Origin of the sequence: Chryseobacterium culicis, assembly GCF_002979755.1 — a bacterium.
Classification (GTDB): domain Bacteria; phylum Bacteroidota; class Bacteroidia; order Flavobacteriales; family Weeksellaceae; genus Chryseobacterium; species Chryseobacterium culicis_A.
This window is the reverse complement of sequence record NZ_PCPP01000001.1, coordinates 201,063-215,677: the sequence shown is the minus strand read 5'-3', so window position 1 is coordinate 215,677 and position 14,615 is coordinate 201,063. Positions and strand designations below refer to the sequence as shown.

At 35.4% G+C, this 14,615-nt stretch carries 12 protein-coding genes; 4 read left to right on the top strand and 8 right to left on the bottom strand.

Annotation, left to right across the window (positions count from 1 at the left end; translation table 11 throughout):
* Positions 1–35: 35 nt before the first annotated feature.
* The 3 genes from CQ022_RS01075 to CQ022_RS01065 form a co-directional block, all read right to left on the bottom strand.
* The gene (locus tag CQ022_RS01075) at positions 36–626 is read right to left on the bottom strand and encodes a DUF1572 family protein (protein WP_105684233.1); all 591 of its coding nucleotides are present in this window, start codon (positions 624–626) and stop codon (positions 36–38) included.
* An 88-nt stretch (positions 627–714) separates the two neighbouring features.
* Positions 715–2,817 carry a T9SS type B sorting domain-containing protein gene (locus CQ022_RS01070; RefSeq protein ID WP_105684234.1) on the bottom strand — a complete coding sequence of 701 codons (2,103 nt, stop codon included), beginning with the start codon at positions 2,815–2,817 and terminating at the stop codon, positions 715–717.
* A 193-nt stretch (positions 2,818–3,010) separates the two neighbouring features.
* Positions 3,011–3,808, bottom strand: a complete 798-nt coding sequence (locus tag CQ022_RS01065; protein WP_105684235.1) for a hypothetical protein — start codon at positions 3,806–3,808, stop codon at positions 3,011–3,013.
* A gap of 204 nt (positions 3,809–4,012) precedes the next feature.
* Between CQ022_RS01065 and glgP the strand changes: the two genes are divergently transcribed.
* Positions 4,013–5,677 (top strand): alpha-glucan family phosphorylase, encoded by a 1,665-nt coding sequence (glgP, locus tag CQ022_RS01060; RefSeq protein WP_105684236.1) that lies wholly within the window; start codon positions 4,013–4,015, stop codon positions 5,675–5,677.
* An 81-nt stretch (positions 5,678–5,758) separates the two neighbouring features.
* On the opposite strand, the gene CQ022_RS01055 is transcribed toward glgP, so the two are convergent.
* Both CQ022_RS01055 and CQ022_RS01050 read right to left on the bottom strand, forming a co-directional pair.
* Positions 5,759–5,947 (bottom strand): DUF6496 domain-containing protein, encoded by a 189-nt coding sequence (locus CQ022_RS01055; RefSeq protein ID WP_105684237.1) that lies wholly within the window; start codon positions 5,945–5,947, stop codon positions 5,759–5,761.
* A gap of 13 nt (positions 5,948–5,960) precedes the next feature.
* Positions 5,961–6,434, bottom strand: coding sequence for a hypothetical protein (locus CQ022_RS01050; protein ID WP_105684238.1), 474 nt, complete (start codon positions 6,432–6,434; stop codon positions 5,961–5,963).
* Positions 6,435–6,555: 121 nt separating this feature from the next.
* On the opposite strand from CQ022_RS01050, the gene CQ022_RS01045 reads away from it, so the two are divergent.
* Positions 6,556–8,685 (top strand): S9 family peptidase, encoded by a 2,130-nt coding sequence (locus tag CQ022_RS01045; protein WP_105684403.1) that lies wholly within the window; start codon positions 6,556–6,558, stop codon positions 8,683–8,685.
* Positions 8,686–8,743: 58 nt separating this feature from the next.
* Here CQ022_RS01045 and CQ022_RS01040 read toward each other — a convergent pair whose 3' ends face one another.
* The 3 genes from CQ022_RS01040 to CQ022_RS22840 all read right to left on the bottom strand — a co-directional run bounded on the left by CQ022_RS01040 (position 8,744) and on the right by CQ022_RS22840 (position 10,755).
* Positions 8,744–9,568 (bottom strand): GLPGLI family protein, encoded by an 825-nt coding sequence (locus CQ022_RS01040; RefSeq protein WP_105684239.1) that lies wholly within the window; start codon positions 9,566–9,568, stop codon positions 8,744–8,746.
* Positions 9,569–9,693: 125 nt separating this feature from the next.
* On the bottom strand, positions 9,694–10,491 hold the full coding sequence (locus CQ022_RS01035; protein WP_105684240.1) for a GLPGLI family protein: 798 nt from the start codon (positions 10,489–10,491) through the stop codon (positions 9,694–9,696).
* A 90-nt stretch (positions 10,492–10,581) separates the two neighbouring features.
* Positions 10,582–10,755, bottom strand: coding sequence for a bacteriocin-like protein (locus tag CQ022_RS22840; protein WP_165791708.1), 174 nt, complete (start codon positions 10,753–10,755; stop codon positions 10,582–10,584).
* Positions 10,756–11,022: 267 nt separating this feature from the next.
* On the opposite strand from CQ022_RS22840, the gene CQ022_RS01030 reads away from it, so the two are divergent.
* A complete protein-coding gene (locus CQ022_RS01030) occupies positions 11,023–12,678 on the top strand; it encodes a peptide MFS transporter (protein WP_105684241.1) in 1,656 nt (551 codons plus the stop codon).
* Positions 12,679–12,812: 134 nt separating this feature from the next.
* Positions 12,813–14,567 (top strand): peptide MFS transporter, encoded by a 1,755-nt coding sequence (locus CQ022_RS01025; RefSeq protein ID WP_105684242.1) that lies wholly within the window; start codon positions 12,813–12,815, stop codon positions 14,565–14,567.
* Positions 14,568–14,615: the final 48 nt, after the last annotated feature.

Here is a 14,615-nt window from a genome sequence, read left to right as displayed (position 1 = left end):
TAGTAATTTTAATAAGAATCCAAGATTGATTCAATCTATTGTTTATATTCATCCCTTACTTCAGGGCTGTTTTGAAAGCAGACGGGGGAAGAATTGGCTTCGGGATCTTGATTTGAAAATTGGGTTTTCATTTCTGTATTAAACTCTTGAGACCTGTTTCTGGCAATAGACAGTGTGCTCCAGTCTTCATTTTTTATCATTTTAGCAATATAAACGATCTGTCCGATATGGTAAGGATAATGAGCTAATTGACGAAGGACAGCATCAATCACCGGATGTGCTTCTCCTCTGATATAGGTTGTTGCATAAAGATTATCCTCATTTATTTTCTCAAGAGCATCAAAAAAGCATTTCCAGCCCTCTTCCCAAAAATCCAGAACCTGTTCTTTAGTGGTAAAGGTATTGACAAATTCTCCATCGCGGTTACGCCAGGATTTTTCTCCGTCTTCAGTCAGGAAATTCGTCCATCTTGACAGCATATTTCCGGCAAGGTGTTTCACGATGATGGCAATAGAATTACTTTCTTCATTGTACTGCCAGAACATCTGCTCATCTGTCAACTGAACGAATGTCTTATCCCCAAGAGATTTATAGTATTCAAAACGTTTTACAAAGAGGTCTTTCATTTTTTCTATTTTGCTATCTAATTTAATAACTTTCAAAAATAAAAACCACTTCAAATGAAGTGGTTTTATCTATGTATAAAATTTATTGTTATTCTCTGTTTTTCACCAATACCCAACCGGTAAATTTAATTGCTGTATTTTTTTTATCATTTTCATTCCAAGTGATAGAATACCAATAGGTTCCGGTAGGCACTCTTCTTCCGCCCTGGATTCCGTCCCACTTATAGCCATTTGATCTGTCTGCCTGGAATATTTTATTTCCATATCGGTCAAAAACATTCATGATCAGGTTTTGTTTGTTGGCCAATGCAGAATAATCAATTACATCATTTATTCCATCTGCATTCGGAGTAATCACATTAACCAAATTAGGGACTACAATTCCTATCTCTATCGGATCACAGTCATAGGCATCTTTTACATAGACTTTATGATCTCCTCTTGAAAGATTATTGAACACATTGGAATCCTGCCAGATAATATTATCTATTGAATATTGATAAGCCGGAGTTCCTCCTATTACAGATACTGTGATTGTATTATTCGAAATATCAATACCGGAAACAACCGGCTGTTCGGAAGGAAGTACTTTTACCGTTTGTGTTGTAACACATTCTCCTGTTTTAAGTTTCACCCAATAGGTTCCTATTCCGGCTTTAATTGTTTGTGTAGTGGCTCCTGTACTCCACTCGTAACTTTTAAATCCAGGTCCTGCATCCAGAGTGGTCTGATCTTCTGCGCAAATAGTCACATCCTTAAGTTTATCAGAATATACAGGGGGAATAACCATTAAAGTAACCTTAGCCACATTATAACATCCCTGGGAATTGGAGACTCTCACATAAACAAATCCATTAGGAGCGATGTAATTATTGGCATTCAGGATCTCATTGGTCTGGCTAACAGCATCAGTCAGTGAAGGATAATATTTTTTTGTAGGATTGGTCTGGCCTGTTACCGAAGCATTGACCAGATTAAAAGAAGCTGTGGATGGGCTGGCTTCGATGAAGCATGATCTCAAAGTGGCCTCATTCACAACGACAACCGGATAAAACTTCAAGGTAATCTGTGCTACTGCAGTACATCCAAACTCAGAGATAACTTTCACATAAATAATTCCTTCTGCAGATACAAATGCCATGGGATTAGTAATCTCATTGACACCGGCATTGAGATCCGCCATCGTATGATAATACTTTTTAGTAACATTCGGGTTTCCAATAACGTCTGCGGTGGTTAAATCAAATAAAGCTGTGCCCGCATTATTATTGTTGCACTGAGTTAATGTTGCATTTTTAGCGGTAATAGATCCATCTTTGAATTTGAATGTTCCGACCTGTTTGCATTTGTTAAGAGGGTTAGTCGCATTGGTAGGATCCGTATAATTGATACTGTAATAATAGACCGTGGTTGTATTTACTGTGATAGGAGCTGTAATAGGGTTATTCCCTGTTAAAGCATCATTCTGGCTCAGGTGATAGCTTACCCCAAAGTTTTGATTTCCATTAAGAATTCCTGAGGATAATGTAGAAAAATCAAATAAAGCTGTTGTAGAACATATCACCACTTCTCTTGGATCTGCAGGATTTGCAGCCGGAATTCCGGGAGGATTAAAAGGTTGGGTCTGAATAGCCGGATCAGTAAATGGTGAAGCGAGTGTTGCAGTTCCACCCCATGTCAAAGAAAACGGAGCTGTGGTAGAACTTGTACTGCTTACCCAGTTGTCAATAAACAAATAATAAGTTTGTCCTGGTAAAACATCAAGATATTTGCAATACGGAGTTAAAGAACCTCCGGCAGCACTTAAAAGCGTACTTGTCATGTTCAATCCTGTAGCAGGACCAGGCCCGATAACCGTTGCAGCATTACAACGTATTGGTGACCCCAAACTTCCGCAGGTTACATTAGGACCAAAAATTGCCCAGTCATAATCTGCATCCGGATTATTCGGAACAAGATCAAAAGTAAGAGTTCCTCCTGTGGCGATTGTAATTTTATACCAAATTGAGTTGTGCTCACCAGTAAAGTCTATACAGCTTCCTGAGTTGACCAATTCTTTTATATTACCATATCCTGTAGGACTATAAGTGATATTTGAGTTTCCACAAACAGAAAGTGCAGTAGCACAATCGGCCTGAGCATAGAAAGTATGAGAGAGACATAGAAGTATGAAAAGTAAAAGTTTTCTCATAGATTTAATGTTTTTATGGTTACATCAGTTATACATCGTATTGATATTCAATGCACACCAAATATAATCTTATTTTAATTAAAAACAATGAAATCTAAATAATTTTAAACTATTACAAATTAAAACACTAAATAATTTCCAATTATTCACATTATCTCAAATTAATACACAAAATAACCAAACACAAAAAATCTTATTTTATACTTGTAATATTCCCACATAAATTTTCCAGATGAAATATTTTATGGAAAGGACTTTTTACTTCTTTCAAATGTTCTTTATCCTGAATGAAAGTATATCTTGAAGCAATAGAATTCATATCTGAAACAATAACTAACCAGCATTCATCTACAGAAGTATCATAATAAGGAAACTTTTCATTCTTCTTTTCAATGAGTTCCAGAATTTTTTCCGAACAGAGTTCATCAAACAGATTCATACTGTATTCGTGGGTGATAAATACATTTCTGCGATGAAAAGATTTTCTTACACTTTTTATGCAACCTACGGGTTTGTTTTTTTTGATGGTCTTATAAATGCTGATGATATTTTCCTGCTGTACTTCCAGGGTATCAAATTTCGTTTCCGGATGGAATTCTAAAAAATAAACACCACGATATTTCGTAGTGTCTTCCTGTTCTAATATTATTTCTGCCTGACGGAACATTTTATTCAAAGTACTTTCCACTTTCTTCATTTCCAGATGGTTGATTACTTCAGTCAGTTCTATTCCAATTTTTTTGTCGTTGAGTTTTGCGATAAAGTCTGGGCTCTCACAGGTAAGATTTTCAAATTTAACTTCGGGGAAGTGATGCATAAAAGAATTAAGAAGAAGGATCTCAGATTTCTTTCTGTACTTTTCACGGTCATGCAGCGGAGATTCGTCTATGGTACGGTGATACTTCTCTATGGGCTTTTTTTTCAAATGCCGGTTCAGGTAATATAAACTCAGATTCTTTATCAGATCTTCTTCAGAAAACGTCTTTTTCATGTGTGATTTTTTTATTTAATTAAAGAACACATGCAGCCCTGGGCTTTCATCATTAAAAGTTTTTGATAATCAAAAATTTACACTCTTAAAGATAAGCAAAAAAACAATCCGATATTTAGTTTTTAAATTAATTTATCGATTAATTAATGTAAAGTTTATTTTCATAATGTATACCTTTGCCTTTTCTAACACAAACGCACATTTATGGATTTTAGGAATTTCAAAATACCCTACAATATCAATCCTCAATACTCCAAAAAAGCCGTCTATTTCTCAATGGAATTTGCTCTTGAGCAGGTACTGAAAATATATTCGGGAGGGCTGGGCTTTCTGGCAGGATCTCACATGCGAAGTGCTTATAATCTTAAGCAGGATCTTATTGGAATCGGTATCCTATGGAAGTTCGGTTATTATGACCAGGCAAGAAATCACGATCAGACTTTACAACCTGTATGGACAAGAAAAATGTACAGTTTTCTTGAAGACACCGGAATAAAATTTCAAATCGAAATCCACAGTGCTCCGGTTTGGGTAAAGGTATGGTACCTTGATCCTGAAATTTTCAATACAGCACCTATGTTTTTTCTTTCCACAGACGTTCCGGAAAATGATCACGTTTCCAAAACAATCTGTCACAAGTTGTATGATGCCAATGAATCTACAAAACTCGCACAATATATTTTACTCGGAAAAGGAGGTGCCAAGTTACTGGACGAAATGAATATTGAAAGAGAGGTTTACCACCTCAATGAAGCGCATGGACTTCCCGCTGCATTCTATCTTCTAAAAAAATACAACGGAGATATTAATAAAGTTAAAGAAAAACTCGTTTTTACAACGCATACCCCGGAAGAAGCAGGCAACGAAAAGCATAGTTTCAGATTATGCTATGATATGTCCTATTTTTCAGGTTATAGCATGGAAGAGGTAAAAAAGATTGAGGGTTCTGATGATGACCGTTTTAATCATTCTCTTTGTGCATTGAGAATGGCAAGAATCGCCAATGGAGTTTCCCAGCTTCACGGTGTAGTTTCCAGAGCGATGTGGAGTAAATATCAGGGAATCTGCGAAATCACATCAATTACCAACGCTCAGGAATTTAAATACTGGGCAGACAAACCTCTTTACAATGCAAAAGATGAGAATGATGCCACTGTTTTTGATTACCGTAAAAAGTATCTAAAGAAAAAACTGTTCAGTATTGTTGCAGATCAAACAGGTAATTTATTTAATCCTAATGTTTTTACCATTGTCTGGGCCAGAAGATTTGCCGGTTATAAAAGAGCAGAGCTTCTTTTGCATGACAAGGAAAGATTCTACAGACTTCTGAACCATCCAAAATATCCGGTACAAATCATCTGGGCAGGAAAACCTTACCCAATGGATTACTCCGCAATTTCTACCTTCAATACCCTGGTTGAAGAAAGTAAATATCATAAAAACATTGCCGTTCTTACAGGCTATGAACTGTCTTTAAGTAAATCTTTAAAACAAGGTTCTGATGTATGGCTTAATAACCCAAGAGTTCCCAGGGAAGCTTCAGGAACTTCAGGGATGACGGCTGCTATGAACGGTTCAATCAACTTATCCACAGATGACGGCTGGATTCCGGAATTTGCCAAGCATGGAGAAAACTCTTTCGTGGTTCCAAAAGCAGATTATCAGAATATGAGCATCTACGAACAGGATAATTATGATTTGAACACCTTATATGAAATCCTTGAAAACGAAATTCTTCCCACCTATTATGATCACCCGGATCAATGGAGAAAAATCCAGTACAATGCCATGAATGATGTGAAAGATCATTTCAACAGCGACAGGATGGCTGATGAGTATTACAGAGTGCTTTATAACGAAATAAAATAATGAAAGGGTGAATTTGCCATTTTGCAGTTTCACTTTTTAATAAAAATGCCCGGAAAAATTTCCGGGCATTTTTATTGAAGTTTATTTACTTTTTTTCTTTGAAGGTACCTTTAAACCTTCTTCTCTTGCTTCGGAAATACCTATAGCAATAGCTTGCTTTCTGTTTGTCACTTTCTTTCCGGAAGAAGATTTCAGTTTTCCTTCCTTGAATTCGTGCATCACTTTTCCTACTTTGTCCTGAGCTTTTTCTGAATATTTAGTCTTGCTCATGATCAGATTTTTTTTAAGATTTTGGCAGGGATACCCCTAATTCATAAACGCAGGCATGTTTCAAATATTTTGAACGCTCTCTTGATGTTACCGATTCAAAATGATCATTCTTGATCACAATAATCGGGTCTTCTATATTTTCAATTTCAAAATTGGCAAAATAACGTTCATCCGGACTGGTTTTATCATTTCTTGCTTTTATTTTCTGCAGCTCATCCGCATATTTTCTGAATCCCGGATCTGAGGAATGGATAAATTTATACTCATCGCCTGCATACACATAGTAATGAATTTTTTTCTCTATCAACCCCGCTTCATCTGTAATTTCGGGATTATCATTTCCGTCTCTAAACACCACTTCCACCAATGTTCCGCCTTTTTTATGAGCACATTCTTCAGCGTCAGTAAAGCTGGAAAAACCGGTATAAACAATCTGGTCGTTTAATACATAACGGTTCAGTTTCTGGTTGTATGCATTCGTTTCCATAATTATTATTTGATTTGATTATAAGTAATGATATTCAATTTTTTTGCCAAAAAGCTTATTTGAAAAGCTTTTTTACACATTTTAATAAAATTATTATCTTTGAAATCCATTAATGCTAGAAATGAAAAAACTACTCTTAACTCTTACTGTAGCTGCTGTATTTCAAAATGTATCAGCACAGGAAATCACTTTAGATAAAATATATTCAGGATACTACCGTGGAAAAGGGATCGCAGGAATCACTTCCATGAAAAACGGAGAGAACTATCTTGTCATTGAACCGTCAGGAATTGCAAAATATTCTTACAAAACCTCTCAAAAAGAAGGAAACCTTGTGGACGGAAGATTTGAAAGCTATATTTTTTCTGATGATGAATCTAAAATTCTTTTACAGGTTGGAAGCCAGCCTATTTACAGACATTCTTTTCTTGGAAAATTTGATGTAAAAGATTTAAAATCCGGGAAAACCATCAGCTTGAATGAAGGAAAACCGGTTCAGGAACCTACATTTTCGCCAGACGCTACGAAAGTGGCTTTTATTGTTGACAATAATCTTTTCTATCAGGATCTTAGTTCAGGAAAAATTACACAGATTACTACAGATGGTAAGAAGAACTCTATCCTGAATGGTTTGGCAGATTGGGTGTATGAAGAAGAATTCGGACATGCAAAACAATATGAGTGGACAAAGAATTCTGATGCCATCGTATTTGTAAAATCTGATGAAAGCCAGGTTCCGGAAATCTATATTCCCATCTATGGAAAAACCCTTTATCCGGCTGAAATGCGTTATAAATACCCGAAAGCAGGTGAAAAGAATTCAGTGGTTTCAGCACAGCTTTATCGTCTTGACAATGGGAAAACAATGCAGCTGAACTTAGGTTCTTTTAAAAATTATTACATCCCGAATGTATTCCAGACCGCAAAACCAGATGAAATTGTTTTAATTACTTCTGAAAGAATCCAGAATGCTTCAGATATTTTAAAAATAAATACCAAAACAGGAGCTGTTCAGAAACTATTCACAGAAACTGATGAGAAATGGATTGATACAGACAGTCCAACTCTTGAATTCCTTGAAGATGATTCTTTCCTTTGGTCATCTGAAAGAGATGGAAACCGTCACCTTTACTGGTATGACAAGGATGGTAAACTAAAAAAGCAGATCACAAAAGGAAACTGGGAAGTAACCGATTATTATGGATTTAATCCTAAATCTAAAGAAATTTACGTTCAGACCACTGAAAAAGGGAGCATTAATAAAGTGATTTCCAAAGTAAATATCGAAAACGGAAAAACTCAGCTGATCTCCAATGCGGAAGGAAATAATTCTGCCAATTTCAGCAAGAATTATAATTATTTCATCGAAACCTCTTCTACAGCAGCAAAACCTTATACATATGTTTTAAAAGACGGTAACGGAAAAGCAGTAAAAGAACTTCAGAACAACAACGATCAGTTACAGAAGCTAAAGACTGATAATTTTGTTGAAAAAGAATTCATCACCATTCCAAATGCGGTAGGCGATCAGATGAATGCCTGGATTATGAAGCCTAAAAACTTTGATCCCAATAAGAAATATCCTTTATTTATGTTCCAATATTCCGGACCGGGATCTCAGCAGGTTGCCAATTCATGGGACAACGGAAATGCAATGTGGTTCAACCATCTTGTACAAAAAGGATATATTGTAGCTTGTGTAGACGGACGTGGAACCGGATATAAAGGAGCTAAATACAAGAAAGTAACCTATATGAACTTAGGGAAATATGAGATTGAGGATCAGATCACTGCAGCAAAGTGGTTCGGAAACCAATCTTATGTTGATAAAACCAGAATCGGAATGTTCGGATGGAGCTTTGGGGGTTATATGACCAGTTTAGCCATGACTAAAGGTGCCGATGTTTTCAAAGTGGGAATCGCTGTAGCTCCGGTAACCAACTGGAGATATTATGACTCTGTATACACCGAAAGATTTATGAGAACACCTCAGGAAAACCCTGATGGCTATGATAAAAACTCTCCTACAGAATACGCAAACCTATTGAAAGGAAAATTCTTATTAATTCACGGAACGGCTGATGATAATGTTCACTTCCAAAACTCTATGCAGTTTTCTGAAGCTTTGATTCAAAACAAAAAACAGTTTGATTTCATGGCTTATCCAGATAAAAACCACGGAATTAATGGTGGACAGACAAGGCCTCAGTTGTATCAGAAAATGACAGATTTTATTCTGAATAATTTATAAGTGTAATTCCAAATCAGAAATAAAAATCCCTTTCAAAATATTTTGAAAGGGATTTTTATTAAGGATATTTTACAGCCTTATCCAACTCTATAGGATTATTAAAAGCCTTTATTTTTTTCCTTTCGTTGGCTTCCGCTGGCTTTAGCTGTTCTTTAGACAAGACTGTCCCGTCCTCCAACAACAATTTCTGCCCTTCACGCATAGTCAAATTTCCATTAAATGCGTATTTAAAGGGATTGGAATAGAGGTCCAACCTTAATTTATTTAAATCTTTCTGGGTAACAGGAATTGCTCTGGATATAGAGGCATTTAATGAATTACGTTTATAATCATCCGCAATCTTTTCACTCTTAATCACATTAAAATAATAATTCTTTTTTGTATCATATAATTCCATAATCAATCCCGGTAATCCGTTAAACTTATAAGGTCCATAGGGAATTGGGATATCTTTAGTAAACCATGCGATCCAGTTTCTTCCTCCAAATTTGGTGATCGCCTTTTGAAGCGAAAGGTTATCAGATATCTTTATACTGTCTGTAATAGTCCACTGTTGCTTAGTTTCCTCAGACATTTTATAAAAATTCACATCCCCGATATATTCATAGTTCTGATAGGTATTGTTATTGTTCTTTTTGATGAGAAATGAAGTCAGCCTGTTGCCTTTAAATGCATATTGCCCGGTAGCAATAAACAATGAATCACTAATATAATTCAGTCTGTTATAATAGGCTATATCCTCCTTTGTAACATCCAGATAATAATTTTCCCTCGTAATATCTTGTAAGGTTGAATCTTTCTTGTATTTCACCTCATAGATGAATCTGTTGTTCTGAGCCAACATCATACATGTTCCCAGCAATATAAATAATAAGCTTTTCATAATAATTTAATTTTCAGATAATAATTCCGGGATAAAGAACTCCAGATCTGCTCTCTCATACTGAACCGGGTATTCCGTGTCATTGATAAAGATGTTAATTAAAAGGATAAGTCATAATTAATTAGTTAAGGATATTTTACCGCTTTATCCAATTCTATAGGATTGTCACCCCCTTTTATCTGATTCTGAATACTTGTTGTAATTTCTTTAAAACTTAGATTAACGGAGTTTCCATTAGCATCTCCAATCTTTGTTTTAATATTTCTGATTTTTATTTCAGCTAATGGATCATTGTAATAGTCAATTTGTAATTTCTTATAAACATCCCAGGTTATTTCTTTTCCCTTTCGCAAATAGAACATATTATTTTTATCAGACTTTTTAATTTTAATAAGGTTAAAATCAAAATCCTTCTGTTCGTCTGAAAGTTTAATAATTAAACCCGGAAGTCCATAAAATATATAAGGTCCATCCTGTAGTGGACTTGCACGATCAAACCAGGCAATCCATTTGCGTCCACCATACTTTGTTACAGCTTTCTGACATTCCACATCACCAATTTTCATTGTATCAGACAGAATCTGCCATTGTAGTCTATCATCAATGTTAATATAATATAAATCATACATTGAGGGGTGTGTAATACTTTTATAAACTGTATTACTGATTAAGTTTTTGAATGAATACATATTCTCAAAAATAGGTTGACGCCTCTGCCAATAACCATTTTTTTGCATTAATGAGTCTGCTTCACGTGCTTTTTCTGATCTAAAAACAGATTGCTTACCCAGAACATCCAGATAATAATATTCTTGTTTCACATCTTTTTTTTCAGTTCTAAAGATAAATTCATATATAAAAGTAATATTCTGTGCAGCCAAAATATTCGATATGAATAATAAGATAAAAAGTAATGCTTTCATGACAGTTTAAGTAGTATTCAGTATTAGAGAATAAAGAAAAAGAGATACTCATTGTATCTCTTTAAAAACCTGTTATTCAGGTTAACATCATTACATACAAGCATTATGGGACTCAACCACCTGGCCATTTTGTACCGTATACCAAAAGCCACATTCCAATCCATATTGTGCACATACATCACCAGCTCCCGGCTGACAAAAATCTTTTAAACCTCCTTGGACACTTTTTAATTTTTCTCTCGAAATCTTTTTTAAATTTTTCATAATAAATGTTTTTTAATATTATTTGTCACTATTGACATGGGCGAAAATAGAAAACAAATATCACTCAAACAGGAAATACACATGTATATTACTTGTACAACCACTATTTACACTATTTATACTCTGTGTACAAGTTAAATCCAGTAACACAAATCACTCTTTACACTTAAAATTTTATATTTATTTCATTAATCAATTACGCAGGTATTATTTATTTTATCAATTAAAATTAAAAAGCTATTTTTGGGAAATTTGAAATTTGAAAATATGAAGACTAAACATCCTAAAGGGCTGCCCTATCTCTTTTTTACAGAAATGTGGGAGCGTTTCGGGTATTACCTGATTCTTGGAATCTTTGTCCTATATGTTATTGAGCCTACGGGTATGAAAGGCGGACTTGGACTTCCGGATAAAACTGCTGATGACATTTTCGGAACTTATATTGCCTTAACCTATCTGACACCATTCATTGGAGGATTCCTGGCAGACAGGGTATTAGGATATATTAAATCTATTTATCTTGGAGGTTTTTTAATGGCTGCGGGATATATAGGAATGGGAGTTTTTAAAGATTTACCTTTATTTTATACTTCTCTGGCGTTAATTATAATAGGAAACGGGTTCTTTAAACCCACTATTTCAACCCTATTAGGAAACCTTTATTCTGAAGAACCTTATAAAGCGAACAAGGACTCCGGATATAATATTTTCTATATGGGAATCAATATCGGAGCATTTATCTGTAATATTATTGCCGCTTTTATGCGTAATAAATTCGGTTGGGGTGAAGCTTTCATCACTGCGGGTGTAGGAATGCTTATCGGTATGGTTATTTTCACCATAGGACGAAAGCATTATATCCACGCTGCTCAGATGAAACCTGTACAGGAAGGAGATACGAAGCTTTCTGAAATTATGCTTAAAGTTTTCGTTCCTGCTATCGTTGCCGGAGCAATAGGTTGGTTTATTCCTAACAATATTTTTGGAAGCGACAGTACAGATGCCTTTATTTTCGCATGTGTCCCTGTAATCTACTTCTACGCATCTCTTTATTTTAAAGCTAAACCGGACGAAAAAGCACCTATCGGGGCTTTGCTTTCTGTATTTCTGATCAGTATGTTCTTCTGGGCTGTTTTCAAACAAAATGGAACAGCTTTGACAAGATGGGCGAATTATTATACAGACAGAAGTGTTCCTGCATCTCTTGAAAAGCCATTAGAAGGAATCTATATGGTAGAAGGGAAAAGTTATGAGGACAAAGAAACGCCTGTTTATGACAACCAGTTCCGTTCTCAGAAAGACGACAACGGGGAAACTAAAAAGGAAATGGGAAAAGATGTTTATTTTAAAAATATATCCCCGGAACAGCGTGCTGCCCTTGAGAAAAACCCTGAAAACAAAGTATATTTATACAATACAGAATTATTCCAGTCTATCAATCCATTCTGGGTTATTGCACTCACTCCTGTTATCGTAGGATTCTGGGCATTATTGAGACGAAAAGGAAAAGAACCTTTAACGCCTACCAAGATTGTTTTAGGATTATTTATTTCCGGTCTTTCCTGTTTGGTAATGGTTTTAGCAGTGATGGCCGGAGAAAACGGATCGGTAAAAGTTTCACCATTATGGCTTGTTGCCAGTTATGGCGTGATTACAATTGGGGAACTATGTTTATCTCCAATGGGGCTTTCTTTTGTCTCTAAACTTTCTCCTGCAAGGATTACTGCATTGATGATGGGAGGATTCTTCTTGGCTAACTCTGTGGGAAATAAACTTTCAGGTATCCTGGCAAGTACATGGTATAATTATGAAAACAAAACGAATTATTTCCTTGTTAACTTTGCCTTGTTAATATTTGCTACACTTTTAGGTCTTTCTATGTTAAAAAGACTGAATAAGATTATGACTGAAAAAGGGCATTAAAATCCTTATTATTATAAAGATAAGTAAGCTGCGGAATCCTTCCGCAGCTTTTTTATTTAAAAATAAAATTAAAACCTTGCCAAAAACCCAAAATAAACTATATTTGTCAGTCTTAACAAAAATTAACAATAGAAATGGATAATATTGAAGCATTGAGTCCGAAGCCGGATGAATTTGTAGAGAATAAGAATTCCAGGCATCCTAAAGGATTATGGGTTCTTTTCGGAACAGAAATGTGGGAGCGTTTCAACTTTTATGGAATGAGAGCTCTTTTGACGCTCTTCATGGTAAATTCCTTATTAATAAAAGAAGCTGATGCAGCGATCATCTATGGTGGATTTCTAGCTTTATGTTATCTAACCCCTCTTTTAGGAGGATTTATTGCTGATAAATATATCGGAAACAGATATGCCATTATTATTGGTGGATCATTAATGGCGATTGGTCAGTTCCTATTATTCATCAGTGCCTCTACTTTCTCCGCGGATATCGGAAGTGCCAAACTTATTATGTGGCTGGCATTATTCGTTATTATTTTCGGTAATGGATTCTTCAAACCGAATATTTCCTCAATGGTAGGAAGCCTTTATCCAAAGCAGGAAAAATCTAAACTGGATTCTGCTTTCACCATTTTCTATATGGGGATTAACATTGGGGCGTTCTTAGGTCAGTTTATCTGTCCGTACGTAGGAGACGTAAAAGATGCTACCACTGGAGTAAGAGATATTTTTGCTTTCAAATGGGGATTCTTAGCGGCTTCTATTGCAATGGTAATTGGAACGATAACTTTCTTTATTCTTAAAAACAAATATGTAGTAACTCCGGAAGGAAGACCTATCGGAGGATTACCTAAAAATAATACAAGTGCAGATTTCGAAGAAGGAGAAACGCAAACAGCAAAATTTTCTGGTACATTCTTAGGAATTACGGTAGCTATATTTGTTGTTCTATTCTTTGTATTTAGATATTTACTTGTAGGAGAACTTGGGTTTAACTCAGTGGAAATGGGTCAAATGATCAAAGGAATTATTTATCCTTTTATCTATTCCGCAGGTATTTCCCTTGCCTTCCTGATTATGTCTTCTGCAGAAAATAAAATTGAAAGACAAAGAATCTGGGTAATCTATATCGTATCATTCTTTATTATTTTCTTCTGGGCAGCATTTGAACAGGCAGGATCTTCATTAACATTTATTGCAGACAACCAAACAGACAGAAACATTTTCGGATGGAATATGCCTCCTTCAATGGTTCAGATCTTCAACGGAATTTTCGTAGTTCTTTTAGCAGTTCCTTTCAGTTTATGTTGGGATAAACTAAGAGCAAAAGGAAAAGAGCCTGTATCTCCTTTCAAACAAGCAATGGGATTAGCATTGATCGCTCTTTCTTATTTCATCATTGCACACAATGTAAAGGATCTTGGAAACTCAGGTTTACTGGCAATCAAATGGTTAATGTTACTTTATTTCATTCAGACTTGTGGTGAGCTTTGTCTTTCTCCAATCGGATTATCACTAGTTGGTAAGCTTGCTCCGAAAAGATTTGCTTCATTATTATATGGTGTTTTCTTCATTTCTAACGCTGCTGGTTATGCATTAGCAGGTTCATTGGGAGCACTTATCCCTGCTACAGGTGATAAATTCAAAAAAGCTGAAGAATTAGGAGTTAATCTACAGGATGTTTTAGATAAAAAAGTAACGCTGACAGCTGATCAGGTAGCGGCTTTTGATAAGGCTCAGCTTCCATTACACAACCCTACGTTTGTAGGATTTGAAATCCACAACTTATTTGAATTCTTCATGGTATTCGTAGTTCTTTGTGGTATTGCTTCTGTCATCTTAGGATTAATTTCACCTATCTTAAAGAAAATGATGCACGGTGTAAACTAATTGTATCAACAAAGTATAATAAAACCTCTGCTAAGTCAGAGGTTTTTT